The organism is Serratia sp. (in: enterobacteria), from assembly GCF_051654945.1.
Taxonomy (GTDB): Bacteria; Pseudomonadota; Gammaproteobacteria; order Enterobacterales; family Enterobacteriaceae; genus Chania.
In genome coordinates, this window is the sequence record NZ_JBOFZA010000085.1 from 1 (window position 1) to 25235 (window position 25235).

23 protein-coding genes are annotated in these 25235 nt (G+C 54.9%); 7 read left to right on the forward strand and 16 right to left on the reverse strand.

Annotation, left to right across the window (positions count from 1 at the left end):
• From ACRDCA_RS19435 to ACRDCA_RS19470, 8 genes are all read right to left on the reverse strand, one after another.
• On the reverse strand, positions 1-958 hold a 958-nt coding region (locus tag ACRDCA_RS19435; protein ID WP_438691021.1), incomplete at its 3' end, for a beta-ketoacyl-[acyl-carrier-protein] synthase family protein.
• Between the two features lie 4 nt (positions 959-962).
• A complete protein-coding gene (locus tag ACRDCA_RS19440) occupies positions 963-2357 on the reverse strand; it encodes an efflux transporter outer membrane subunit (protein WP_438691022.1) in 1395 nt (464 codons plus the stop codon).
• A complete protein-coding gene (locus ACRDCA_RS19445; RefSeq protein WP_438691023.1) occupies positions 2354-4309 on the reverse strand; it encodes an ABC transporter permease in 1956 nt (651 codons plus the stop codon). Before ACRDCA_RS19445 ends, ACRDCA_RS19440 begins: the two co-directional genes overlap by 4 nt.
• Complete coding sequence (locus ACRDCA_RS19450; protein WP_438691024.1) at positions 4302-5462, reverse strand: efflux RND transporter periplasmic adaptor subunit; 1161 nt, start codon at positions 5460-5462, stop codon at positions 4302-4304. The genes ACRDCA_RS19445 and ACRDCA_RS19450 overlap by 8 nt, the downstream gene beginning before the upstream one ends.
• Positions 5462-7597 carry a peptidase domain-containing ABC transporter gene (locus ACRDCA_RS19455; protein ID WP_438691025.1) on the reverse strand — a complete coding sequence of 712 codons (2136 nt, stop codon included), beginning with the start codon at positions 7595-7597 and terminating at the stop codon, positions 5462-5464. The genes ACRDCA_RS19450 and ACRDCA_RS19455 overlap by 1 nt, the downstream gene beginning before the upstream one ends.
• 24 nt (positions 7598-7621) lie before the next feature.
• A complete protein-coding gene (locus tag ACRDCA_RS19460) occupies positions 7622-8569 on the reverse strand; it encodes an ABC transporter (RefSeq protein WP_438691026.1) in 948 nt (315 codons plus the stop codon).
• A complete protein-coding gene (locus tag ACRDCA_RS19465; RefSeq protein WP_438691027.1) occupies positions 8569-9243 on the reverse strand; it encodes a thioredoxin domain-containing protein in 675 nt (224 codons plus the stop codon). Before ACRDCA_RS19465 ends, ACRDCA_RS19460 begins: the two co-directional genes overlap by 1 nt.
• 266 nt (positions 9244-9509) lie before the next feature.
• Positions 9510-9698 (reverse strand): DUF4762 family protein, encoded by a 189-nt coding sequence (locus ACRDCA_RS19470; protein ID WP_438691028.1) that lies wholly within the window; start codon positions 9696-9698, stop codon positions 9510-9512.
• A 613-nt stretch (positions 9699-10311) separates the two neighbouring features.
• Here ACRDCA_RS19470 and ppdD point away from each other — a divergent pair.
• Genes ppdD through hofC form a run of 3 tightly spaced genes read left to right on the forward strand, consistent with a single transcriptional unit; the run spans position 10312 to position 13385 of the window.
• Positions 10312-10749 carry a prepilin peptidase-dependent pilin gene (gene ppdD, locus ACRDCA_RS19475; protein WP_438691029.1) on the forward strand — a complete coding sequence of 146 codons (438 nt, stop codon included), beginning with the start codon at positions 10312-10314 and terminating at the stop codon, positions 10747-10749.
• Between the two features lie 3 nt (positions 10750-10752).
• The gene (gene gspE, locus ACRDCA_RS19480) at positions 10753-12189 is read left to right on the forward strand and encodes a type II secretion system protein GspE (protein WP_438691142.1); all 1437 of its coding nucleotides are present in this window, start codon (positions 10753-10755) and stop codon (positions 12187-12189) included.
• A complete protein-coding gene (hofC, locus tag ACRDCA_RS19485; protein WP_438691030.1) occupies positions 12186-13385 on the forward strand; it encodes a protein transport protein HofC in 1200 nt (399 codons plus the stop codon). The genes gspE and hofC overlap by 4 nt, the downstream gene beginning before the upstream one ends.
• A 64-nt stretch (positions 13386-13449) precedes the next feature.
• On the opposite strand, the gene ACRDCA_RS19490 is transcribed toward hofC, so the two are convergent.
• Positions 13450-14493 carry a GMP reductase gene (locus tag ACRDCA_RS19490; protein ID WP_438691031.1) on the reverse strand — a complete coding sequence of 348 codons (1044 nt, stop codon included), beginning with the start codon at positions 14491-14493 and terminating at the stop codon, positions 13450-13452.
• A 347-nt stretch (positions 14494-14840) separates the two neighbouring features.
• On the opposite strand from ACRDCA_RS19490, the gene coaE reads away from it, so the two are divergent.
• Genes coaE through yacG form a run of 3 tightly spaced genes read left to right on the forward strand, consistent with a single transcriptional unit; the run spans position 14841 to position 16451 of the window.
• Positions 14841-15464, forward strand: coding sequence for a dephospho-CoA kinase (coaE, locus tag ACRDCA_RS19495; protein WP_438691032.1), 624 nt, complete (start codon positions 14841-14843; stop codon positions 15462-15464).
• Positions 15461-16213, forward strand: a complete 753-nt coding sequence (gene zapD, locus ACRDCA_RS19500) for a cell division protein ZapD (RefSeq protein ID WP_438691033.1) — start codon at positions 15461-15463, stop codon at positions 16211-16213. The genes coaE and zapD overlap by 4 nt, the downstream gene beginning before the upstream one ends.
• 40 nt (positions 16214-16253) lie before the next feature.
• The gene (gene yacG, locus ACRDCA_RS19505; protein WP_438691034.1) at positions 16254-16451 is read left to right on the forward strand and encodes a DNA gyrase inhibitor YacG; all 198 of its coding nucleotides are present in this window, start codon (positions 16254-16256) and stop codon (positions 16449-16451) included.
• A gap of 37 nt (positions 16452-16488) precedes the next feature.
• Here the strand turns inward: yacG and mutT are convergent, their stop codons facing one another.
• From mutT to secM, 3 genes are all read right to left on the reverse strand, one after another.
• On the reverse strand, positions 16489-16893 hold the full coding sequence (gene mutT, locus ACRDCA_RS19510) for an 8-oxo-dGTP diphosphatase MutT (protein ID WP_438691035.1): 405 nt from the start codon (positions 16891-16893) through the stop codon (positions 16489-16491).
• 80 nt (positions 16894-16973) lie between these two features.
• Positions 16974-19685: a preprotein translocase subunit SecA gene (gene secA, locus ACRDCA_RS19515; protein ID WP_438691036.1), complete on the reverse strand. Its 2712-nt coding sequence runs from the start codon at positions 19683-19685 to the stop codon at positions 16974-16976.
• An 88-nt stretch (positions 19686-19773) separates the two neighbouring features.
• A complete protein-coding gene (gene secM / locus ACRDCA_RS19520) occupies positions 19774-20307 on the reverse strand; it encodes a secA translation cis-regulator SecM (RefSeq protein ID WP_438691037.1) in 534 nt (177 codons plus the stop codon).
• 26 nt (positions 20308-20333) lie between these two features.
• On the opposite strand from secM, the gene ACRDCA_RS19525 reads away from it, so the two are divergent.
• Positions 20334-20861, forward strand: a complete 528-nt coding sequence (locus ACRDCA_RS19525) for a DUF721 domain-containing protein (RefSeq protein WP_438691038.1) — start codon at positions 20334-20336, stop codon at positions 20859-20861.
• A gap of 16 nt (positions 20862-20877) precedes the next feature.
• Here ACRDCA_RS19525 and lpxC read toward each other — a convergent pair whose 3' ends face one another.
• The 4 genes from lpxC to ftsQ form a co-directional block, all read right to left on the reverse strand.
• Complete coding sequence (gene lpxC, locus ACRDCA_RS19530) at positions 20878-21795, reverse strand: UDP-3-O-acyl-N-acetylglucosamine deacetylase (protein WP_025120498.1); 918 nt, start codon at positions 21793-21795, stop codon at positions 20878-20880.
• Between the two features lie 103 nt (positions 21796-21898).
• Entirely contained in the window at positions 21899-23053 is a 1155-nt protein-coding gene (gene ftsZ, locus ACRDCA_RS19535) for a cell division protein FtsZ (protein WP_024483522.1), read from the reverse strand.
• Positions 23054-23127: 74 nt separating this feature from the next.
• Positions 23128-24384: a cell division protein FtsA gene (gene ftsA / locus ACRDCA_RS19540; RefSeq protein WP_004950148.1), complete on the reverse strand. Its 1257-nt coding sequence runs from the start codon at positions 24382-24384 to the stop codon at positions 23128-23130.
• The gene (gene ftsQ, locus ACRDCA_RS19545; protein ID WP_438691039.1) at positions 24381-25235 is read right to left on the reverse strand and encodes a cell division protein FtsQ; all 855 of its coding nucleotides are present in this window, start codon (positions 25233-25235) and stop codon (positions 24381-24383) included. Before ftsQ ends, ftsA begins: the two co-directional genes overlap by 4 nt.

A 25235-nucleotide genomic window follows, 5' to 3' on the forward strand; every position in this document is an offset into this window, starting at 1 on the left:
TTTCATTCAGATCGTTGAGCGGCGTGGACGTGCCATGGGCATTGATATAATCGATATCTTCCGCCGTCACCCCGGCCTGCTGCAACGCATGCTGGATGGTTTTCACCCGGGCAATCTTGTCTTCCGCTGGCGCGGTAAAATCGAAGGCATCGGAGTAATTGCCGTAGCCCTTGATCTCCCCGAAAATCGTCGCGCCACGCGCCAGTGCGGCTTCGCGCTCTTCCAGACACAGTACCGCAGCCCCTTCGGACAGCACAAAGCCGTTGCGATCGAGGCTGAAAGGACAGCAGGCCTTGCTGGCATCCTCCTGTTCGCTCGCCAAGGCGCGCAGAATATCGATGTTCCACACCGCTGCATCGGTACGCAACGATTCACCGGCCCCGGCCAGCATCATCGACGCACGGCCGCTGCGGATCACCTCGGCCGCATCACCAATGGCGATAGTTCCGGTGGCACAGGCGGCAATCGGGCTATTTTGATAACCGCGTAAACCCCAGAACAGGCTACAGGCTGCGGTGGCAGCATTGGGCATCGAAAGGAAGCAGCCAAACGGGGAACCTAGCCCTGTACGTAGATAGCCTTCGTAATTAAGATGAGTTTCATCCTGACCCGCCCAACCGCTGCCAATGATGGTGCCGCAGTCCAGCAGATCGTAATACGCCGCCGGGCTCTCCCCGTGGAAGGCCATCTCCATCGCTTCGCGGGCCGCCCCCAGCGCAAGACGGGCAAAACGCGGCAGGCGGCGGCGGATCGCTGCCGGGACGCCTTTCAGACTGGGTTCCTCGTCGATCACGCCGAAGAAACGCGACTGGATCCCCACGGCAGACATATCGATGTGGCGATAGCCCAGTTGATAATCCATGATCGCCGCCCAGCTTTGCTCGGCATTCATTCCCAACGGTGTGACCGCACCAAAACCTGTAACCACCACGCGACGTGGCAAAGCGCCTGTATTCATGATTTCATCCTGTTATATCACCGTCTTGTTCCACACCGCCGCCCAACGCCAGCCACAGTTTCATGGTGGCATTGAGATAGTTGTACTGTAGATCTGACAAATTGGTTTCGATGGTCAGCAGATCGTCCTCGGCATCCAGCAAGCTCTGGAAAGAGATCGCCCCTACCTGGTATTGGCTTCTGACCAGTGCCAAGCGCTGCTGGCTAAGCTGCAGATTCTGTTGCTGATTGATTTTTTGCTGTTGGTAACTGAGGCGTTGCGACATGGCGTTATCCACGTCGGAAAGCGCGCTATAAACCTGACTGCGGAAGACGATCGCCGCCTGTTTGACGTCCAGATCCGACTTCTCGATGGTCAACTGCACCGTATTCCACTGCACAAACGGCAACGCAGCGTTGGCTCCCAGCGTCCTGACAGGGTTGCTGAACCACTGAGAGAAAATACTGCTGGCGGAGCCGAGTGATGCAGCCAGTGACAGCGACGGGTAGAAGCTTAAACGCTGCACGTCCGAACCGGCGAGGGCTGCTCGCAGACGCCCTTCCGCAGCCTTCACGTCTGGACGACGGGCAATAACCTCAACCGGCAGCATCTTGGCAATCGGCACATCCTGATTGATATCCAGTGAGCTGCGTTCTGCCTGACGATCGGTAGGTGAACGGTTAAACAGGATCGCCAGCGCATTGCGGTTCTCTTCCCGTTGCTGTTGCAACGTACGATAGGTGTTCTCTCGATTGAGCAGCGACTGTTGCGCCTGTAACAGATCGAGCTGCCCGACCGCGCCGGAAGCATAACGTGACTGCACTAACGCCAGCGTCTGCTGACTAATTTCCAGACCCGCTTGCTGCTGTTTTATTTTCTGGTTGAGATTGGCGATCTGCCAATAGTACTGCGCTGTGTTACCTATCAATGTCAGCGCGGTGTTTTGCCGATCCTGCTCCGTAGCTTCAACCTGCCACTGCGCCTGCTCTCTGGCTCGAGCCAACTTTCCCCACAGGTCCAGCTCATAGCTCAACGACAACGTCGTGCTATAAGACTCCGTCGGAGTGGTATTACTCCGCAGGTTTTTGCTGTTGTTGGCGCTGCCGCCAACCGAAACCTCTGGCGTTAAATTGGTATCGGTTAACCCGGCCGCCAGTCGGGCCTGCTGGAGCTGTATGCCCGCGATCGCCAGATCGTTGTTGCTGGTGAGCGCGCGTCCGATCAGCATCGAGAGCTGTGGATCGTCAAAGTTATCCCACCAATGGTCGGTATGTTGCAGGTAGCCTGAACCGGTATCCTTCACCCGCCACTCGGCGGGCACCGACAGCATTGGCCGCTGATATTCGCTTTTCGTCAAGGAGCCACAACCGCTTAACAGCAGGGGCAGCAGCAGGGCCAGAGTGAGTTTGTTGAAAGTCATTCGCGCGCCAGCGCCTCCGTTGGATGAAGACGTGCCGCATTGCGCGCCGGGAAAAAGCCAAAACCCAGGCCGATCAATGCCGAGAACCCGCAGGCGAGCACCAACGGTGGCCAGGTAAAGATCATTGAGAATTCTTGCGTCACCTGGGAGAAAATGACCCCGGCCAACCCGGAGCCAATAATGCCAATCAGCCCGCCCAACGAGCAGATCACCATCGCCTCAATCAGGAACTGGCGCATGATGTCCGCTGGCCGTGCGCCAACCGACAGGCGGATACCAATTTCGTGGGTACGTTCGGTGACCGAAACCAGCATGATGTTCATCACGCCAACCCCGCCCACCAGCAGCGAAATCCCGGCAATCGCGGTGATCAAAAGATTCATGGAATCCGATGCCTTGCGGATGGCCTGCGTCATCTGATCGTTGGTCTGGGTGTAAAAGTCGCGCTGGCCATGAGCTTGTTCTAAAAGCTTCTCCACGCGTCCTTGTACCTCATGCGGTGCAAGCCCGTCACGTACACGCAAGGTCATGGACTCGATCGGCATATCGCCGGACATGCGCTCCAGCAGCGCGGTATAGGGCATCCAGGCACCCAACATCATGCCGCTGAACTTGCCGCCTTTACGCTCGGCAATGCCGATCACCCGGTACGGTGTACCGCCAAGCTGAATGATTTCCCCTTCTGGTGTTTCATACGTTTCAAACAGCGTGTCGCGTAATTCCGGGTCGATGATCACCACCGGTTCCCGCTCGTCCAGATCGCGCTGGGTAAAACCGTTACCGGAGATAAAATGCAGACCTTGCACGCGGAAATAGGCATTGCTGATACCGGAAATCGCCACAGTCGCCTCTTTGCCACCGCGCACCGCGGTCACGACTTTGCTGACCACTGGCGATATGCTGTCGACATAAGGCTGGCGGGCCAACAGTTCAACATCGGAAACCTTCAATGCGCGAGCAAAGTCAGGCCGTACTTTCCCCCGTCCCTCACCTGGGCGGATCTCCAGCGTACTGCTGCCCAGTTGGCCGATCTCCCTCAGAATATTTTGCCGTGCACCCTCACCCACTGCCATTGATGACACCACGGAGGAAACGCCGATAATAATGCCTAACATCGACAGGAAGGCTCTGGCACGGTGCCCCATCAGCGCACGCCAGGCCATCTTGATCGCCTCTTGCACGCTCTGCCAGAACGGGTTACGCCCGGTAGCGGCGACCACTGGCAATACGGGCCGGGTTTCCAGTGGCGCGACCGCTTCATTGCGCCTATCGGCAATAATTTCACCGTCGCTGATTTCGATAATGCGCTGCGCCTGATTGGCGACATCCCGATCGTGGGTGACGATAATGATGGTGTGCCCCGAACGGTGCAGGGAGTGGAGGATTTCCATCAGTTCCTGCCCACTGGCGCGATCGAGCGCCCCGGTCGGTTCATCGGCCAGAATAATTTCAGCCCCGTTCATCAACGCGCGGGCAATACTCACCCGCTGCTGTTGCCCACCGGAAAGCTGCGCCGGTTTGTAGTTCATCCGCTGTTGCAATCCAAGCCGGGTCAGCAGGTATTCAGCCCGCGTCTGGCGCTCTGTTGCGGGCATCGCGGTATACAGGGCGGGAATGGCGACGTTTTCGCTGGCGCTCAGGTACGGCATCAGGTGGTAGCGTTGGAAGATAAACCCGATGTACTGGCTGCGTAACTGGGCCAGTTGCTCGCTGCTGGCAAGCTGGGTGGAGATGCCCTTGATCTGCATCTCGCCTTCGGTGGGCTTGTCCAGGCAACCGATGATATTCATCAGCGTGGATTTACCCGAACCGGACGCGCCAACGATCGCCACCATCTCGCCAGGCTGGATGGAGAGGGAGATATTTTTCAACACCGCCACCGTCTGCAACCCGGAGACAAAATGGCGGGAAATGCCGCTCAATGAGATCAACGCAGAGGCTGGCTTAACCATTGGTAGCACTCCCTGCCAACACCACGCGATCGCCCTCTTTCAGCCCCTCTTTGACTTCGGCGAACTGGCTGTCGTTCAGGCCGATGCGTACCCAGCGTGACTCAAGCTGATTGCCGTTCATCACCTGCACCTGATAACGATCCTTGCCCTGCTGCGCACCGAAGGCGGCCACCGGTACACGTAAAGCATTCTTTGCCTGTTCGGTAATGATAAATACCTGCGCGGTCATCGAGGTGCGCAGCAGACGTTTCCCGTTGGCAATGGCAAACACGCCGCTGTAATACACCGCCGAGGCTTGCTGATTAGAGGAACTGGACGGGTTATCTTCCTGCAAAGCGTCACTGGGCGCTTCCTGGATCGAGCCCATCACGCTTTCGTAACGCTGCTTGGGATCGGCCACCACGTAGAACCACAGCGGTTGTCCCACGTGCACCTTCAGGATATCGGTCTCTGAAATACGGGTGTGTACCGTCATGGTATCCACATCCGCCAGCACCAGAATGGTCGGGACGGTTTGTGACGACACGATGGTCTGCCCTTCTTTGGTTACAATGCCCAGCACTTCACCATCGATAGGCGCAACAATACGGGTAAAGCCCAGGTTGGCCTTGGCGGTTTCCAGCTCCATCTGCGCCTGGACGATCTGTGCGTCGTTGACCTTCAACTGGGCAACCTGGGTTTGGAACTGCGCCTGCGCCTTTTCCAGATCGCTTTTAACGCCTGAACCATCACGATCCAGTTTTAGCTGACGCTTCAGCTCCTGTTGATACTGTTTAAGCGTTGCCTGGGTGACTTGTTTTTGCGCTTCGGCACTTTGCAGGGCCGCTTGCGATTTACGCAGTGCGTTCTGTTGCAGGGTGGGATCGATTTCCGCCAGCAACTGCCCGCGGCTAACACGATCGCCCTGTTTCACATACAGCTTTTGTAATTGCCCGTTAACCTGAGCACCTACGCTGACCTGCAACGCGGGTTTGAGAATGCCGGTCGCCAACACGGTTTTTTCGATATCGCCACGGGTGATCTCTTCAGTGTCATAGGTATTTTCCTGCGTGGGCGCAGTGACGTACCAGACGAGCGCACCAATCGCCAGCAAACATAGCAAGGCTATCGGCACCAGCCAGCGTTTGGTTATGGCAACCATTTTCAGCTTCATCAGCACACCACCGTGGTCAGTACCGGTGGGGTTTCAACGCTGGCCACATGTCCGTTGCTCACGCGGAATACCCGATCGAACATCGGTAATACGCTCTCGCTGTGCGTCACGGTGATCAGCGTTTTATGCCGTTCGCGACAATGTTCCAGTAAGGTGGTCATCACCTGGTGCGCCGTTTCCTCATCCAGGTTGGCCGTGGGTTCATCCAGCACCAGCACCGGGCGATCGCTGTACATGGCCCGCGCCAGCAACAGACGTTGACGTTGCCCCAGAGACAACCCGGCGTGACTTTCACGGATCAGGGCATTCAGGCCACCCGGCAGCTTCTCGATCACCGGGGTGAGATTAAGCCCCTCCAGCGAGCGCTCAATCTGTTGATGCTTTTGCTCATTAAAGTTCTCATCAAACAGCGTGATGTTGTGCAGCACCGAGGCATTGAACAAGATGTCCTCCTGGCTTTGCAGGAAGAACAGCGCGTGCACCTGCTGATAATCGAGCGGCTGGCCATCCACTATGACGTCCCCTTGCTGTGGCGGCATCAGGCCGGTCATCACCTTCAGCAAGGTACTTTTACCCGCGCCGGATTCACCGACAATGGCAATGCTTTGCCCCGGTTTGAGCGACAGGGAAAGATCGTGCAACACCGGCTGCTGGGCGTCATAGGCAAAGGCGATATGGTGATAACGCAGTTGCGAAGTAAAGGCCGGGATCGGCGCAGGAACCGCTGCGTTGCCCAGCTCCGGTGCAGAGCGTGGGGGGAACAGATCCCGGGCGCGGGTATCGATCACGTGCAGTTGGTTCTTCTGCAGGATCGAATAGAAGATTTTAGTAATGTAGGAGGTGAAAATTTCCCGCACAAAGCTATAGGCAAAGAACTCACCCAGCGTGATGGTTTCGTTTTTCAACAACGGCAGCGCCAGGAACATAAACAACACCATTTCCAGACTGCCGATCAGTTGATACAGGCTGCTTTTGACCTGTTCGTACATCCGCTGTTGCTGGCGGCAGGTAAACAGCGCCAGGGCGTACTTGGCAAACAGGCTCTTGCGCTGGCTATCGAGCCCAGCGGACTTGATGGTGGCGAAACCTTGAATACTCTCCAGGATAAAGTCGCTCTGATCGGCCGTTTTGACCTGCATCTGCTGGGTGTAATAACGGTCACGATAGATGGCCCAGACGCTGACCAGCCCCATCAGAGCCACGCTGATACCGGACACCATCGCCAGCAGCGGGCTCATGTAACACATCACCGCCAAGGCAATGGCACCAATGATCCAATCAGTACGCAGGCCGTTATCCAACTCGATTTTTATGCCCGAGGCCATCTGCCAGCTGGCAAAGCGGCTAAACACGTCACCCGGCGCACGTTTATCAAAGAAGTTCAGCGAGTTACTGAGCAAGCGCGAGAAGCCCGCTACGCTATTGTTCACCACAAAGCGTTTGATAAACCGCTCGGTGATCCAACGCACACCAAAGGCCAGCGTGGTCGAAACGACAAACGCCAGCAGGAAGTAAAAATAGGGGAAATCTGTTTTTCCCGCAGAGGAAAAGACCTGGTTGATGGCACTGCTGACCATCGTCGGCATGATAAACAGAGTCAACGAGATCAGAAACGCCAGTATCATCAGCCGGTAAATGCCGGGGATACGTGCCGTTTCTTTCAGACTCATGGTGTCGAACATGCGAAAGCGTTTACTGCGCTGCACGTTGGCCAGCGCCTGCGGATCGGGCTGGGTTTCACTGTCCAGCACCAGCGCATAGCCGCTGATGTCCAGCTTTAGCGCATCGATAGGCAGCAGTTGCTGACCAATTCCCGGATTCATCACGCAGACATGGTTGCCCTTGCGGTAGGCCAGCACCACATAATGACTCGCCCCGTAATGCAAAATGGCGGGCAGCGGTATTTCCGCCAGCTCATCATGTTCAAAGGCCACGGGATAAGCGGGCATCGCCAGTTCGCCCATGATATCGCACAGCCTGGCCATCGAGGTGCCATGCTGCGAGGCCGGGTAGCGTTCGCGCAGGGTTTCCAGCGAGGCATCGATCCCCTGCGTTTCTGCCATCATGGCGATACAGGCGAGCCCACATTCATTCGTTTCGCCTTGGAACACCAGCGTCGGGATTATCTTTTCCATGATCTGACTTCTTCAATTTCCGGGTTATTCATTGATAAAAAATAACGAATGTGCGTGCCATAACAGCCAGTCCTCGGGATGCCGGACGATCGAACTCTCAACAATTTCTGGCAATTTGGCTTTCACGCTGCGCGCCGGGATCGGCGGATCAATATGGATTTTTATCTCTTTGTCGTAATACAGGTAATAAAACACCACCTGCGCCGACAGCGCCCGGGCAATGCGGATCACGCCGCTGTGCAAATTGGCCGGGCGATCAAACAGACGGCAACTGAGCTTTGCCGTTTGCGCCGTATTGGTATTGACGGTGTAATCCGGCGAGATATCCGGGAAAATCATGATATTGCGTTGATGATCGGCCGCTTCCATAATCGCGCCCATCAGATTGCCAGCAATTTCCCGGTTATCATCATGGATCGAGCAATAGGACAGGTTGACGCCCCCGAGTTCGCGCGCCCTGGCGTGATACACCTCTACGCTCACAGAAACAATCGCCGTTGCCTGCCCCGGAAACACCCCGGCACCCACCATGCCGGCCAGCACGTCTGAGAGCATATGCAGCGGTGCCAGCACCACCGGGTGCCCTGCCTGATGCAAAGGTTCGACAACCGCATTAAGCTCTGCCTGGCAGCGAGCCAGTTGGGCTGCGACCTGAGGGCTCTGGCCGTAGGTCGCGGCCAGCTCCAGTAAACGGCGGCGCTGACTGGTACGGGCAAAATTCCCTTGGTAGTCAGCCCCGAGCAGGGATTGCTTGTTGGCCTCGGCCACGCTGGCACGCCGACGATCGCCCCGGTTTACCAGGTGCAACCCGCGCCCCAGCGCCGCCAGCCCGAGGAACCAGCGATAGCTGCCATGGCGCAGCAGCCAACAAACCGTCTTGCCGTATGCTCTGCGCAAGGGCAACAAACTGCGAGCAATGCCTGTGAGCGCCTCTCTCCACGCCAGATATATCCACACGGCAAATAAACGCATTATTTCTCCAGCGGTTTGTCATGCTGCAACAGTGACAGCAGATGATCGGCAAACTCAGGGAATTCGCGATCCTGCAGTGCCAGCCACTTTTTGTTGACAATAAACGTTGGGGTCGCCTTGATTTTGTAATACCCAGACACTTTGGTCATATAGTTCAGCAGCTCGGTCACCTGCGGTGTCTGGCTGGCTTTGTTATAGGCATCAATATCGATACCGTTTTTCGTTAACCATTGATCGCGGATGCCAGGGTTACTCAGATCGATTTTTTGTTTGATGATGGCGTCATAAGCGCTTGCACGGTGCTGTGGCTCAATGCCCATCACCGTCAGGGTGGCAAACAACGGAGCGAAACTCGCCAGACCATCATTGTTCAGGTTGGCTATGTGCACGCGAACGAATTGAGTCCCGGCCGGCATCCGCGCTTCCATCTTGGAGACATCCTCATCGTACAAGGCACAATAGTGGCAACCGTAAGAGAAGATCTCAATAATCGTATTATCCTTGTTGATCGGACTGTTTTTAATATCGTCCTCGCCGAGCATAGTCAGAGCCTGTTGCTCAGGACCGGAATTCTGATTCAGTACAAAATAGTGGAAATAAGCCGTGGTGATCAGCGAAGAGATAATAATAACCAAAAGGGTATAGGCAAAAAGATAAAAGGGCTTCTTGAACATGAACGCTGCGTCCTAAATTACATATACCCAAAATCTTTCAAGGTTGTGTGCTAACAACCACCAACCTTAATGCATAAGGGTAAATCAATTAGCACTTAATAACGGAGGGATATTGATTGTTGTAGTCAGGCAGGCTGACAATAATCCTTGCAGCAGTCACATCCCTGTCCATTAAAAATGCGCGAGAATCAAACAGGCTGATGCGATAAACCTTACCGCACCAGCACTGGCATCAGTTCCTGTCAGACAGGAAACCGAAGTTTACATTATGGCTGCAAAGTACAGCTGGTCAGCGCAACTGGCTTGCTGTCAACGCTAACAACCTTGCCGTCTTTGTCTACACAAGTGGTAACAGCATTACAAGTGCTTGGAGTAATGTTTACATACTCAACGCTACAGGTTTTGCAAGTGCCGCCAACGATTGTGCTAGCTTCAGAAACGTTTAATTTTTTCACAACATCATCCTTATATAAAAGTGAAATTAAATAGCCCTAGTTATTTCCATCATAAATAATAGAAAAAATCTATGCTCAATATAAAGGCACGATAACTCATGCCTTTATTAAAGCATGATATTAGAATATTTAATTATTCCCTCTACTGCAGTGATGACAACGATAGCGCTATATTTAATGCATTTCAATAATAATTTTAGCATCAAATATCACGAAAACATTATATTACAGAACATCCGATCAAGGATATTTCCTACACACAGATAGGCAAATACTCTAAAAATAACAATAACAGCCTGAATACACCGCATGAGAGACCCAAAGGTTAATACAGGATCATTCTTACCCCCTAAGAATAATCCCCACTTAAAAATCAGAAGGTTTTAGCGAAAAATCAGACGTTTCTCAGCCTCACCGGCGGTTCAAAGGGAAGAGGTGAGACTTGCAAAGGCAGCGTCACCACCCAGTTGTGAGGCACCACGCATTGTTTTTCAACGTCGAGAAACGCAGGCGTATTGTGGTGGAACAGCTACGCATAATTCTTATCCTCCTCTCGCCAGCGGGTTTGGACCATTTTAACGTTGCCTCCTGATCACTACGGAGGAAACAACAGATGGGAACACAACGCGGTTTTACCCTGATCGAATTAATGGTGGTTATCGCCATCGTCGCCATTCTCAGCGCCATTGGCATCCCTGCCTATCAGCGCTATATCCAGAAAGCCGCCATGACTGACATGCTTCAGGCCATGGTGCCCTACAAAATGGCGGTTGAGTTGTGCGCACTGGAGGGCGGTGGCCCATCAGGCTGTGATGCAGGCACCAAAGGCATCCCTGCCGGGGCGGCAACCCGCTATGTGAGTAGTATTCAGGTCAGTGGGGGTACCATCAGCCTAGTGGGTACCCAGAGCTTGCAGGGGCTAACGGTGACACTGGCTCCCACCACGGATGCAACCGGCCCGATGCGCTGGACGCGCCAATGCAGCAGTAGCAACGCCAGCCTGCAGGAAACCTGCCAGGAAGTTTTCCGTTTTGACGATGCCACCCAGTGAGGGATCTGCATGGAAATCAGCGATGAAATCCACGCGCTGTGCCAACGTTACCAAGCGCTGGCACTCAGCGAAGACGCACAACGGCTGACTATCGCCCTGCATGGTGAAATCCCTGTGGCTCTGGTGAGCGCCCTGCGCTTCGCCACCGGTAAAAGCGTTGGGATTGAGCAATGGCCTATTGCGCGACTGGAGCAGGCACAGCGGCAGCCTCTCGCCCTGGTGCCTACGCAGGAAAATACCGAAGAGCAATCCCCTTCGCTTAATGACGACGGTGATACCCCGGTGGCGCAATTCATTAATCACACGCTGCGTAGTGCCATCCAGCGGCGTGCCTCTGACGTACATTTTGAACCTTATCAGCAGAGGTTTCGCGTCAGGCTCAGGATTGACGGGGTACTCCAGGCCATAGCTTCCCCGCCCTTTTCGCTGGCGGCCAGGATCACCGCCAGGCTGAAGATCATGGGGCAACTGGATATCGCCGAGCGCCGTCTGCCACAGGACGGCCAACTCAGCGTGCAGTTGGATAACGCCAGTTTCTCGATGCGTATTTCCACCTTACCCACGCTGTATGGTGAAAAGGTAGTGCTGAGGATCCTGCAAACCGATCGCCAGGAGTTGCCGCTCGAGCAGCTTGGCATGAGCCAGGAAGCGCTGGGATGCTACGCCAATGCCCTCTCCAACCCACAAGGCATGATCCTGGTTACCGGCCCAACCGGCAGTGGCAAAACCGTTACGCTGTACAGCGGATTACGCCAACTTAACGATGCACAGAGTAACCTGTGCAGCGTCGAAGATCCCATCGAGATCCCGGTGTTCGGTATTAACCAGACGCAGATCAACAGCAAAACCGATCTGGATTTCGCCCGCGTGTTGCGCGCTCTACTGCGCCAGGATCCCGATGTCATCATGATCGGCGAGATCCGTGATAAGGAAACGGCAGAAATTGCCGTCAAGGCGGCACAAACTGGGCATTTGGTACTGTCGACCCTGCATACCAATTCCACCTGCGAAACCCTCACCCGCCTGACCCAGATGGGTATTCCCGGCTACCTGCTGGCGGCCTGCCTGAAACTGGTGATCGCCCAGCGCCTGGTACGGCGTTTGTGCATCCATTGCCGCTATCCACAAGTGGAGATCCTGCATTTTCCGGCCACTATCTGGCCGGAACCCTTGAGCCCATGGCGTGCGGCTGGCTGTGAGCATTGCTTTGGGGGTTATTACGGCCGGATCGGCGTCTACGAGTTACTGAAGATCACCCCCGAGATCCAAAACGCTCTGATGCAAAATGCCTCGGTGATCGAGTTGGCCGATATTGCGCAGCAGCAAGGCCAGATGACCCTGCTGCAAGCAGGCCTGACGTTGGTCACCCAGGGAACGACTTCTTTAGAGGAGCTATACCGCGTGGTCGGGGTAACTACTCAGACAGAGAGCAAACCATGAAAACTCGCCGTCTGTTTGTTTGGCAAGCTATCGATAGCCAGGGTGGCCTTCGCAGTGGCGAACTGCTGGCAGAAGAGAAAAGCCAGGTCTATCAGCACCTGTTGGAGCAGGGATTGCAGCCTTATCAAATGGGGCCGGGAAAGCGGGTCTCAACACGCCAATGGCGCGGCGAGCCGATGATCCAATTCACCCGCCAGCTGGCAACCCTGTTGCAGGCTGGGTTACCGCTGGTCAATAGCCTACAGTTGCTGGCTCAGGAACATCAGTCGGCGGCCTGGCGCTGTCTGTTGCTGGAAATCAGCCACAGCGTGGCAATGGGGCAACCCTTTTCCGAGGTGATCGCCGAGCAGCATCGCATATTCCCCTTAATCTATCGCCAACTGATCTCCATCGGCGAATTGACGGGCCATCTGGATCGCTGCTGCCTACAGTTGGCACAGCAGCAAGAAGCCCAGCAGAAGCTACAGAAAAAAGTTCTCAAGGCAGTGCGCTATCCGCTGTTTATCTGTCTGGTGGCCATAGTCGTCACCGTTTTGATGCTAGTGATGGTGCTGCCGGAGTTTGCCAAGATTTATCAATCCTTCGATGCCCCGTTACCCTGGTTTACCCAAGGGTTGCTGGTGCTGTCTGGCGCATTGGTCGCTACCGGGCCTTATCTATTGATTGCAGTCGCTGGGCTTGCAGGGTTTTATTGGTGCTGGTTGCATCCGTTAACGGATTGGCAACAACGTGAACAGGCACTATTACTGCGCATCCCGTTGATTGCCTCGTTGGTTAAGGGCAACTGCCTGAGTCAGGTATTTCGTATTCTGGCCATGACCCAGCAGGCAGGGCTGACGCTGGTGGCGGGGCTAAGCGCGGCGAAACTATCGGTGAATATCGTGTTTTATTGCCAGGCACTGGCGGCAATAGAACAGCAACTGTCCCAAGGATATCCTTTCCACAGTGCGCTTGCTCAACAGCCGCTGTTTCCCTCGCTGTGCCAGCAGTTGGTGCGGGTGGGGGAAGAGTCTGGCACGCTGGATATTCTGTTGGACAAACTGGCGGTTTGGCATGAACAACAGACCTATGAACTCGCCGATACGCTAGCACAAACGCTGGAGCCGTTGCTGATGATAGTGGTGGGCGGGATTGTCGGTACGCTGGTGATCGCGATGTATTTGCCGATATTCCAATTGGGGAATGTGCTGGGGTAATTATGTAGGGACGTAGCATGCGGCTAAGCGAGCGCAGCATGCGGCGCCCCTACAGGTCAGGCCGTTATTTGCTGCCGAAAACGCGGTTTTCCTGCTCCGCCACACGGATAAAGGTAGTGCGTTTGGTCAGTTCTTTCAGACGCTCAGCGCCAACGTAAGTACAGGCAGAGCGCAGACCGCCGAGGATATCACGCACGGTAAACTCAACTTCACCACGCAGTGGCAGCTTGACAGTTTTACCTTCTGCGGCACGGTAGCCAGCTACCCCACCCACATGACGTTTCATGGCAGACTCTGAGCTCATGCCGTAGAACAGCATGAATTTCTCACCGTTCTCTTCCACCACGGTGCCTTCACATTCGTCGTGCCCGGCCAACATCCCGCCCAGCATGACAAAGTCTGCGCCGCCGCCGAAGGCTTTCGCCACATCGCCTGGTACCGAACAGCCACCATCGCTAACAATCTGGCCACCCAGTCCGTGTGCAGCATCGGCACATTCGATCACGGCGGAAAGCTGTGGATAGCCCACACCGGTTTTCACACGGGTGGTACAGACAGAACCCGGGCCAATCCCAACCTTGACGATATCGGCACCGGACAGCACCAGCTCTTCCACCATTTCACCGGTAACCACGTTACCCGCGCAAATCACATGACTTGGGCAGGCTTCACGGGCTCTTTTCAGGAAGGCCACGAAGTGTTCGGAATAGCCATTGGCCACGTCGATGCAGATAAATTTCAACAGCGGAGAGAGCGCCAGGATCTGCTTCATCTTGACGAAATCGGCTTCGGAAGTGCCGGTAGACACCATCACATGGCGCAGCACGGATTCAGGCACGCGCTGAACGAACTCAGCCCATTGCTCTACGGTGTAATGTTTATGAACGGCGGTGAGAACGTCGAAGGATGCCAGAGCCTCGGCCATGCGGAAGGTACCAACCGTGTCCATATTGGCGGCGATAATCGGCACACCGGACCAGTTGTAACCCGAATGTTTGAAGGTAAACTGGCGCTCCAGTTCAACTTCCGAGCGGCTTTTCAGCGTGGAACGCTTTGGGCGGATCAACACATCTTTAAAGCCTAACTTCAAATCTTCTTCAATACGCATGACTGATGATTTCCTGGTTTTTGGCGACGGATCGCAGAGGGATTTCGAACCTCTACCCTACAATTTGTAAAATGACGGGTAGGTTATTGCCAGTTCCAGTGATGCTATCATACGCACTAATAATCACTCGGCAAGACTGCGATTTCGCCTTTATTTACGGTACAATCCCACAAATTTACCTGCTACACCCCAATGTGATTGCCGCCTCATTTTCCCGCAGCCCATGGCCAAATTATCTCAGCGAAATCCCGAACGTCGGGCAAGTCACGTGCGCCCTCTTGCACTTCTGCGCGATCGCTTTATGATTCGCTTATTATTTTTGGTGAATATCAGGATCCTCTTCGATCATGGCCTATATAGTGGCATTAACCGGCGGTATCGGCAGCGGCAAGTCCACCGTAGCCAACGCTTTTGCACGTTTGGGCGTGGTCATTGTTGATGCGGATATCATTGCTCGCCAGGTTGTTGAGCCTGGCACCCCAGCATTGGACGCTATTGCGGCACATTTTGGTAATGAAATGTTGCTGACGGACGGATCCCTCAACCGTGCGGCTTTGCGTCAGCGGATCTTCAGCGATCCCGACGAAAAACGCTGGCTAAACCAGTTACTGCACCCGCAGATCCAGCGGGAAACGCAACGCCAACTAGCCAACGCCCAGAGTTGTTACGTACTATGGGTAGTACCCTTGCTGGTAGAAAACGGCCTGCAAGATCGTGCCGACCGCGTTTTAGTGGTGGATGTCGACAGCGAAACACAATTGGCCAGAACCATGGCCCGCGACGGCATCGACCGCCAGCAGGCGCTAAATATTCTGTCTGCACAGGCCACGCGTGAACAGCGCCTGGCCGTTGCGGATGACATCATTGACAATAGCGGCAGCGCACAGGGAATCGAACCCCATGTCGCCGTATTGCATCAACACTATCTTGAGCTGGCAACTTCAGCGACCCGACAGGATCACACCGAATGAGTGACGCTTCCCCGACCGTTCTCTTTGAACACCCGTTAAATGAAAAAATGCGTACCTGGCTGCGGATCGAGTTTTTATTGCAGCAGCTTCATGGCCAAAGAGCACTGAGCGAAACGGCAATCGCCCTGACTTTTTTCCGCACCGTTGCGGATCTGCTGGACGTATTGGAACGTGGCGAGGTACGCACCGAGCTGCTGAAAGAGCTGGAACGCCAGCAGCAGAAATTACTGCAGTGGGCAGAAATGCCCGGTGTCGATATCTCGGTGGTCAATCAGCTACGCAGCCAGCTGAAAGGTTGCGCCTCAGCGCTGATGTCTGCCCCGCGTATGGGGCAGGCGCTGCGTGAAGACCGGCTGATAAGCCTGGTTCGCCAGCGCCTAAGCATCCCTGGCGGCTGTTGCAGCTTCGATTTGCCTACGCTGCATATGTGGATGCATGTGGCGCAACATGAACGCGATGCCGACGTGGCAGACTGGTTGCAAACTCTCGAGCCCCTGAATCAGGCGCTGACCATCGTGTTGGATTTGGTGCGCCAAGCCGGGCCGTTTCGCAATCAGATCAGCCTTAACGGCTTCTTCCAGGATAACGCCGAAGGAGCAGATCTGTTACGCTTACGTATTAATCTGGCTTACCAGCTTTATCCGCAGATTTCCGGCCACAAGACGCGCTATGCCATCCGTTTCCTACCGCTAGACAGCGAAAACGGCACAGTGCCAGAGCGTCTTACCTTTGAGCTGGCCTGCTGTTGATGATAACCCCTTGGATTTTAAGAGGGAGCAAGGAATGAATATGACCGTAGTAAAATGCCCAACCTGTGGCAAAGGCGTGGTTTGGGGCGAAGTCAGCCCGTATCGTCCGTTCTGCTGCAAGCGCTGCCAGCTGATCGATCTGGGTGAATGGGCCGATGAAGAGAAGCGTATTCCGAGCAACGAAGATCTGAACGAAAGTGAAGATTGGAGTGAAGACAGAGACAGTAACAACCTTTAAAGCCGCGTTATTGGCCTGGCAATGCCAGGCCTAAAACTTACAGTGTGGCACTGGCCTGCGCCACCAGCAGTTTGATGATACTGACATTGGCTTCGGGGAACTCTTCCTCACGCAGATCGGCCTGCTTCACCCAGCGCATCGGCTGCCCTTCACGGCCATAGGGTTCGCCCGCCCACTCTTCCACCAGATAGAAATTCAGCGTCACAATCCGATCGATGAAGCGGTGCTCCAACACCTCCAATAACTGAGCCTGTTTGGTGTCAATCCCGGTTTCTTCCCGCAATTCACGCCCTAATGCCTGTTCCGGCGTTTCGCCCTGTTCGATCTTGCCGCCGGGGAACTCCCAAAAGCCCGCCATATGCGAATCAGCAGCACGGCGCGTGATGAAGATTTCCTGCTGTGGGTTACGGATAATCCCTACGGCGATGTTCAGGTGCTTCATCGCATCCTCCAGATCTTGATAGCTAAAAAAAAGGGCTCAGCACGCTGAGCCCCTACGTTTAATCATGCCTTACAGGACGCTTACTTTTGCAGGCGGCCGTGGCACTGCTTGTATTTCTTACCGGAACCGCATGGGCAAGGATCGTTACGCCCTACTTTGCGTTCGGCGACTGCCGGAGCATTCGGATCGGTGATTGCCAGGGAGTTTTCTTCCTGGTGGCTCAGCTGTTGCTGGCGTGCCAGACGCTCGGCTTCTTCACGGCGTTGCAGTTCCAGAGCTTCAACCTCTTCCGGCATGCGCACCTGAACCTTGCTCAACACGCTGATCACTTCATATTTCAGCGATTCCAGCATGGTGGCAAACATGTTGAAGGATTCACGCTTGTATTCCTGCTTCGGATCTTTTTGCGCATAGCCACGCAGGTGAATACCCTGACGCAGGTAGTCCATCGCCGCCAGGTGCTCTTTCCACAGGGAGTCCAGCGTTTGCAGCATCACGCCTTTTTCGAAGTTGCGCATCATTTCAGCGCCAACCACTTCCTCTTTGCGCAGGTAATCTTCCTTCGCTTTCGCCATGATGCGTTCACGCAGCGTTTCTTCGTGCAGCTCAGGTTCTTTATCCAGCCACTCGGCGATCGGCATATCCAGATCGAAGTCGTTTTTCAGGCGCTCTTCCAGACCCTTCACATCCCACATCTCTTCCAGAGACTGCGGCGGAATGTAGCTGTCGATGGTGGTCTTGAACACGTCCTCACGGATGCTGTTGATGGTTTCGCTCACGTCGGACACGTCGAGCAATTCGTTACGCTGGCTGTAGATCGCACGGCGCTGGTCATTAGCCACGTCATCATATTCCAGCAGTTGCTTACGAATATCGAAGTTACGGCTTTCAACCTTGCGTTGCGCGTTAGCAATGGCTTTGGTGACCCATGGGTGCTCGATGGCTTCGCCATCTTTCATACCCAGTTTGCGCATCATGCCAGAAACGCGATCCGAGGCGAAAATACGCATCAGCGCATCTTCCATCGACAGGTAGAAGCGGGAAGAACCGGCATCACCCTGACGGCCGGAACGGCCACGCAGCTGGTTGTCGATACGGCGTGATTCGTGACGTTCGGTACCGATAATATGCAGACCACCGGCGGCCAGCACGGCATCATGGCGAATTTTCCAAGCCTCTTTAATCGCAGCAATCTGCTCTTCCGTCGGCTCTTCCAGGTTGGCCACTTCGCTCTGCCAGCTCCCCCCCAACACGATATCGGTACCACGACCGGCCATGTTGGTGGCGATGGTAACCGCAGCAGTCTGGCCAGCATTGGCGACGATATCCGCTTCCATGGCGTGGAACTTGGCGTTCAGAACCTTGTGTTCAATACCTGCCTTGGTCAGTTCGCGGGAAACTACTTCAGACTTCTCGATCGAGATGGTACCTACCAGCACCGGCTGGCCGTTGGTGGTACGCTCACGGATATCTTCGATGATCGCGGCGATCTTCTCTTTCTCGGTCATGTAGACCAGATCCGGCATATCTTTACGGATCATTGGACGGTTGGTCGGCACCACGATGGTATCCAGCTTGTAGATCGAGCTGAATTCGAACGCTTCGGTGTCCGCCGTACCGGTCATACCGGCCAGCTTCTCGTAGAGACGGAAGTAGTTCTGGAAGGTGATCGACGCCAGCGTCTGGTTTTCGTTCTGGATGTCTACGCCTTCTTTGGCTTCGACTGCCTGATGCAGGCCATCGGACCAGCGGCGGCCCTGCATGGTACGGCCGGTGTGTTCGTCAACGATAATAACTTCACCGTCTTTAACGATATAGTCAACGTCGCGGGTGAACAGCACGTGGGCACGCAGCGCGGCAGTAACGTGGTGCATCAGCATGATGTTGGTCGGGGAATACAGCGACTCGCCTTCATCCATGATGCCCGCTTCCACCAGCATCTCTTCGATCAAGATCAGACCGCGTTCGGTCAGGTGAACCTGACGTGCTTTTTCATCGACCGAGAAGTGCCCTTCACCCTGGAAGCTGTCAGAGTCTTCTTTTTCCTGACGGATCAGCTGCGGGATCAGCTTGTTAACCCGCATGTACATCTCTGAGCTGTCTTCGGCCGGGCCGGAGATGATCAGTGGCGTACGCGCTTCGTCGATCAGGATGGAGTCAACTTCATCCACCAGCGCATAGTGCAGTTTACGCTGCACGCGCTCTTCCGGGCTGAACGCCATGTTGTCGCGCAGGTAGTCAAAACCGTATTCGTTGTTAGTACCGTAGGTGATATCGGCAGCATAGGCTTCACGCTTGGCCGGTGCAGGCATGCCCGGCAGGTTGATGCCTACGCTTAAACCCAGGAATTCGAACAGCGGACGGTTGTTTTCGGCGTCACGCTGGGCCAGGTAGTCGTTGACGGTAACCACGTGTACGCCACGGCCGCTCAGGGCGTTCAGATAGGCAGGCAGGGTTGCGGTCAGCGTTTTACCTTCACCGGTACGCATCTCGGCGATACAGCGATCGTTAAGCACCATCCCGCCCAGCAACTGCACATCAAAGTGACGCATGCCGAACACCCGCTTACTGGCCTCACGCACCACGGCGAAGGCTTCCGGGATCAGACTTTCCAGCACCTCGCCCTTTTTCAGACGCGCACGGAATTCATCGGTCTTGGCCTGCAGTTCGCTATCAGACAGTTTTTCCATGTCTGGTTCCATACGGTTGATCATCTCAACCGCTTTACGCATGCGGCGCAGGGTACGATCGTTGCTGCTACCAAAAACTTTGGTCAATAGTTTAATTAACATGATTCTTCATATCTCTTACGCGACGACACCATAATGGCCGTCAACAAGCTGTTGTTTTGTTTGTTTTTTGCTGCCCAGGGGGCAAAGATTAGCCGAGAGCCGCAGGCCCGGCGCGAATACCTTGCACCTGAGCGAGCCATAGCCCGGCCTGATGCTGCGCCAAAGAAGGAACGATAGGGTGATGGGTATTACGAATTATAGTCGGTGGTTTTGGCTCATGCGTCAGGAGCGCATTAAGCGTGGAAAGCAGGGCAAGCTGAGCCACCTGTAGTGGAGGTTCAACCGCAACGGCCTCTGCTTCCTGCACCCGGGCATAGACGGCCTGAGGTGCCAGAGCAAAAGAGAGGTGACGAATGACGGTACGAAGCGCATGCTGGTGCCAGTAATCAACGTTAAACGTTGGGCGACGATGCACTTCTTGCAGTAACGCCAGGCTATTGAAAGCGTGACTGGCAGAATTTTGTCGGTTAAGACTGGACGAGGTGCTCGGTAATGCGCTTTGATCGACGGTGCCGGACAGATTTTGCGGTACGCCAAGCGTAGCCGCTACCATCCCCAACAGGAGATGAGGCCAGAAATAACGTCTGCCAAATTGTCGCCAACGATTTAGAATACCGATCACGTGTTTATTATCCGCCGGAGCCCATTATGCGCGATAGCCGTCCACAATTATTAGATATCCTGTTTGACGACGCGTCTGCAACAGAGAAAGGGCCGCTGCATAACGTTCAGCAACGCGCTACCGCGCTACTGAAACTCAATCGTGCCGTGAAGGGGTTGTTGCCCGCTCAACTGCACCCTTGGTGCCGTGTCGCCAACTTCAGACAGGGTATTTTAGTGCTGGAAACCGCCAATGCCAGTTGGATGATGCGCTTACGCTATGAACAACCCAGCCTGCTATCCGCACTACGAGCGCAAATTCTACCATCTTTGTCGTCAATCGACATCAGGATTAATCCATCGTTGATGGCAAAAGGCAGCAGCCAGGTACAGGATCTCGGCAAAACAGCGGAAAATGGCCAGCAAAAGACAGTGCCAATGCGGCATTTGAGCCTGGAAAGTGCAGATGCGTTACGGGGGTTGGCGGCGCAGAGTCCGGAGAAATTACGCAAGATATTAGAACGACTGGCCTCGTTGGCAGGAGAGAGAGCCAACGCGACCGGTCGTGATAACTAATTGACGTCTTGGCAGCTTAGGCCAGTACGGTTGACGGAGCCTTGAATGCCAATGGCATTTCGGCTTCATCCTGGAATGTCACGTATTCCCAAGCTTCCTGTTTCGCCAGCACGGCTTGCAGCAGCTTGTTGTTCAGCGCATGACCTGATTTGTACGCGGTGAACGCGCCAATGATGTTATGGCCGCACATGAACAGATCGCCGATGGCATCCAGCATTTTGTGGCGTACGAATTCGTCTTCGAAGCGCAGGCCGTCTTCGTTGAGGACACGATAGTCATCCACCACAATCGCGCAATCGAAGCTGCCGCCCAGGGCCAGGCCACGGGACTGCAAATATTCGATATCACGCATGAAACCGAAGGTACGCGCACGGCTGATTTGGCGTACGAACGAATCGGCTGAGAAATCCAGACGATAACGTTGGGTACTGGCATCAATCGCCGGGTGGTTGAAGTCGATGGTGAAGTCCAGGCGGAACCCGTTATGCGGGGACAGCTCTGCCCACTTGTCGCCATCTTCAACACGTACCGTGTCTTTCAGACGCAGGAATTTCTTCGCCGAATTCAGCTCTTCGATACCGGCATCCAGCAGCAGATAGACAAACGGGCTGGCACTACCGTCCATAATCGGGATTTCGGCAGCGTCAACTTCGATAATGATGTTGTCGATACCCAGGCCCGCCAATGCAGCATTCAAATGCTCAACGGTGGAAATACGCACGTCTGACTCATTGACCAGGCAAGTACAGAGCATGGTATCACGCACGGATTTGGCATCAGCCGGGAAATCTACCGGTGGATTCAAGTCAGTGCGACGATAGATGACCCCGGTATTAGCCGACGCTGGGCGCATTGTGAGCGTGACTTTCTTGCCGGTATGTAAACCGACACCAGTCGCCTGCACAATACGTTTTAATGTCCTTTGTTTGATCATCGTTTTATCTCGCAATGTTATCAATCCAACCAGCCAAGCATACAGCAAGGCTGGCGGGACAGTTTAGCACAAAGAGCGGAGATTCCAAATTATCAGCTTATTCCTAATCTGCCTGCTTACGCAGGAAGGCCGGAATATCCAGATAATCAGGCTCTTTGTTTGGTTGCGCGCTCTGATCGTTCACCACCTTGGCGGCAGGTTTCACTTCCTGCTGCAGCGGTGACATACCATGCTGCTGGTAACGGTGATCCATCACTGGCTGGCTGGCTTGTTTATTGGTTACCAGGGTGATTTCAGGACGTTTGTCCATACCGATACCGGTCGCGACCACGGTCACGCGCAGTTCGTCGTTCATTTCCGGATCCAGCGAGGTACCGATTACCACGGTCGCATTGTCGGAAGCGAAAGCACGAATGGTGTTACCCACGGTTTCGAACTCATCCAGACGCAGGTCGAAGCCCGCGGTGATGTTGACCAGTACGCCACGAGCGCCGGACAGGTCAATATCTTCCAGCAGTGGGCTGGAGATTGCCATTTCCGCCGCTTCTTCGGCACGGTCTTCGCCACAGGCGACGCCAGAACCCATCATCGCGTAGCCCATTTCGGACATCACGGTGCGCACGTCGGCAAAGTCGACGTTCATCAGGCCAGGGCGGGTGATCAGTTCGGCAATACCTTGTACCGCGCCTTTCAGCACGTCGTTGGCCGCGCCGAACGCGTCCAGCAGAGAGATGCCACGGCCCAGAACTTTCAGCAACTTGTCGTTCGGGATGGTGATCAGCGAGTCCACGTGCTTGGACAGCTCGGCGATACCCTGCTCAGCAAATGCCATGCGCTTCTTGCCTTCAAAGTTGAAAGGCTTGGTCACCACGGCCACTGTCAGAATACCCAGATCTTTGGCCACTTCGGCCACCACTGGCGCAGCACCGGTACCGGTACCGCCACCCATGCCGGCCGCGATGAAGACCATGTCTGCACCTTCCAGGGCGGCGCGCAGGGCTTCACGGTCTTCTTCCGCTGAATTGCGACCCACTTCAGGGTTCGCGCCTGCACCCAGACCCTTGGTAATACCGCTACCAATCTGGATGGTTTGGCCAACTGCCGTTTTACGCAGCGCCTGAGCGTCTGTATTAACGGCGAAGAATTCAACACCTTCGATGCGCTCGCGCACCATGTGTTCAACGGCGTTGCCACCGCCACCGCCGACGCCGATGACTTTAATCACCGCGTCATTGGTTAGTTCCATTGGTTCAAACATAGTTTCTCTCCGTTTTGTGCCTGTCGCTGCGAGATCATAAAAAGATTACTCAGCATGATCTCTTTGTCTAAACATTAAAACTCTTTTCTCAGCCAGCTATTGATGCGTTTAAACCAATTGCCCACCGAGGCGCGTTTTTCTACTTCTGCCTCACCGCTGAGGTGAGATTCTTTTCCATAGTGCAGTAGCCCGACCGCTGTAGAATAGTAAGGCTCTTGCGCGTAATCCGTCAGCCCCGTGATGTTCAAGGGTTGGCCGATGCGTACCTGGGTATGGAATACCCGTTGCGCACAGGCTGCCAGGCCATCAATCTGGGCGGCACCGCCGGTCAGCACAATACCCGCTGCCAGATGATGCTTCACCCCTTGCTGACGCAGTTGCTCCTGCAATTGCAATATTTCATCGTTAACCAGATTCAACAGTTCGGTATAGCGTGGCTCAATCACTTCAGCCAATGTCTGTCTTTGCAGACTCCGAGGAGGCCTTCCCCCCACGCTAGGAACCTCAACACTTTCATCCTTGCTAACAATCGACCCAAGTGCACAACCGTGTCGAACTTTAATCGCTTCTGCGTCGGTCGGCGGCGTGCCGAAAGCGTAGGCGATATCGCTGGTGACCACGTTCCCGGCATAAGGGATCACTTTGGTGTGGCGCAGCGCACCGCCGGTATAGACAGCCATATCCATGGTGCCACCGCCGATATCTACCACACAGACGCCGAGCTCGCGTTCATCTTCGGTCAGCACCGCATAGCTGGCGGCCAGACCGGCGAAAATCAGTTGGTCAACTTTCAGACCACAACGTTCCACTGCTTTGACAATGTTCTTGGCCATGTCGTTATGGCAGGTGATCAGGTGCACCTTGGCCTGCATACGCACGCCGGACAACCCAACCGGGTTCTTGATGCCTTCCTGATAGTCGATGGCGTATTCCTGAGGAATAACGTGCAGGATGCGGTGTTCGTCACGCACACGCACCGATTTGGCGGTGTGTACCACGTTTTCCACGTCTTCCTGCGTCACTTCCTCTTCGGAGATCGGCACCATGCCGATCTCGTTCTGACAGCTGATATGCTTACCCGACAAGGCCAGGTAAACCGAAGAAATCTGACAATCCGCCATCAGTTCGGCCTGGTCGATAGCGCGCTGTACGCACTTGACTACCGATTCCAGATCGTTAACGCCACCCTTGTCCATACCGCGAGACGGGCAACTGCCCACCCCGATAATGTTGACCATGCCATCGGGCAAAACTTCCCCCACCAATGCGGAGACTTTTGCGGTACCGATCTCCAGTCCAACTACCAGTTTTCTGTCCGTCGACTTGATCATTGTTGTTTTGCCTGTGCCTGATTCTGTTGCTGATTACTGTTTGGCCGATCGCCTGCTGCTGCCTGCGGGTCGATAAATGCCGGAGCCCAGCCGACTGAGGCACCGGAGTCATAGCGTAAATCGACATAGCTGACGCGCTTGTTTTCCGCTTGCGCCTGCTGCAACAGCACCGGATAAAGCCCGATAAAGCGTTGCAGGCGTCCCATGCGATCGTCACGTCCCAGTTCCAGCCGAACATCGTTATCCAAAGCCAACTGCCACGAATGGCGAGCCGTCATGGACGCCATCTTGAGCTGATACTTGCTGGCTGCCAGCACGCCGTTCATCGCGCGGTAACCTTCCAGAACATCCTGTTCGCTTCCTTCCGGGCCGTAGAGCAACGGTAATTTCTGATTGCCCAAACGCTGCGCCGGGATGCTGAACGACTTGCCCTCGGCATCAACCATGTGCAAATCATTCCAATGTGCCACCGGGACATATTCCACCAGGTGGATTTTCAGCTCATCCGGCCACTGTTTACGTACGCTGGCCTGCTTGACCCACGGCAGACGTTCAATCTGCTGCTGGATGATGTCCACATCCTGCGTCATAAAGGTGCCCGGTGCTCCCAAAGCCAGGATCGCCTGGCGAACATCGTCGTTGGTGGTGAAATGGCGTTCACCGGTCAGTACCAGCCGCGAGAGGGGCAAACGGCTGGCATCTTGCATCCAGCCCACCACTACCCAACCGCACCACAGGATGGTTCCCAGCACCATCAGCAGGAAAATCACTCCTGCCAACTGGGTTCCATTGCTGCGGCGTGGGCCGTTATCCGCCTCGCGGTCGCGCGCATTCAGGGCCGCTTGCGACAT

Coding starts and splice junctions, on each gene's coding strand:
- ACRDCA_RS19445 (WP_438691023.1), bottom strand. CDS start 4,309: ATGGTTAAGCCAGCCTCTGCGTTGATCTCATTGAGCGGCATTTCCCGC.
- ftsZ (WP_024483522.1), bottom strand. CDS start 23,053: ATGTTTGAACCAATGGAACTAACCAATGACGCGGTGATTAAAGTCATC.
- ACRDCA_RS19465 (WP_438691027.1), bottom strand. CDS start 9,243: ATGTTCAAGAAGCCCTTTTATCTTTTTGCCTATACCCTTTTGGTTATT.
- ACRDCA_RS19455 (WP_438691025.1), bottom strand. CDS start 7,597: ATGGAAAAGATAATCCCGACGCTGGTGTTCCAAGGCGAAACGAATGAA.
- ftsA (WP_004950148.1), bottom strand. CDS start 24,384: ATGATCAAGTCGACGGACAGAAAACTGGTAGTTGGACTGGAGATCGGT.
- ftsQ (WP_438691039.1), bottom strand. CDS start 25,235: ATGTCGCAAGCGGCCCTGAATGCGCGCGACCGCGAGGCGGATAACGGC.
- ACRDCA_RS19525 (WP_438691038.1), top strand. CDS start 20,334: ATGCGCGATAGCCGTCCACAATTATTAGATATCCTGTTTGACGACGCG.
- zapD (WP_438691033.1), top strand. CDS start 15,461: ATGAGTGACGCTTCCCCGACCGTTCTCTTTGAACACCCGTTAAATGAA.
- secA (WP_438691036.1), bottom strand. CDS start 19,685: ATGTTAATTAAACTATTGACCAAAGTTTTTGGTAGCAGCAACGATCGT.
- mutT (WP_438691035.1), bottom strand. CDS start 16,893: ATGAAGCACCTGAACATCGCCGTAGGGATTATCCGTAACCCACAGCAG.
- ACRDCA_RS19460 (WP_438691026.1), bottom strand. CDS start 8,569: ATGCGTTTATTTGCCGTGTGGATATATCTGGCGTGGAGAGAGGCGCTC.
- ACRDCA_RS19440 (WP_438691022.1), bottom strand. CDS start 2,357: ATGACTTTCAACAAACTCACTCTGGCCCTGCTGCTGCCCCTGCTGTTA.
- hofC (WP_438691030.1), top strand. CDS start 12,186: ATGAAAACTCGCCGTCTGTTTGTTTGGCAAGCTATCGATAGCCAGGGT.
- ppdD (WP_438691029.1), top strand. CDS start 10,312: ATGGGAACACAACGCGGTTTTACCCTGATCGAATTAATGGTGGTTATC.
- coaE (WP_438691032.1), top strand. CDS start 14,841: ATGGCCTATATAGTGGCATTAACCGGCGGTATCGGCAGCGGCAAGTCC.
- ACRDCA_RS19450 (WP_438691024.1), bottom strand. CDS start 5,462: ATGAAGCTGAAAATGGTTGCCATAACCAAACGCTGGCTGGTGCCGATA.
- yacG (WP_438691034.1), top strand. CDS start 16,254: ATGACCGTAGTAAAATGCCCAACCTGTGGCAAAGGCGTGGTTTGGGGC.
- ACRDCA_RS19490 (WP_438691031.1), bottom strand. CDS start 14,493: ATGCGTATTGAAGAAGATTTGAAGTTAGGCTTTAAAGATGTGTTGATC.
- lpxC (WP_025120498.1), bottom strand. CDS start 21,795: ATGATCAAACAAAGGACATTAAAACGTATTGTGCAGGCGACTGGTGTC.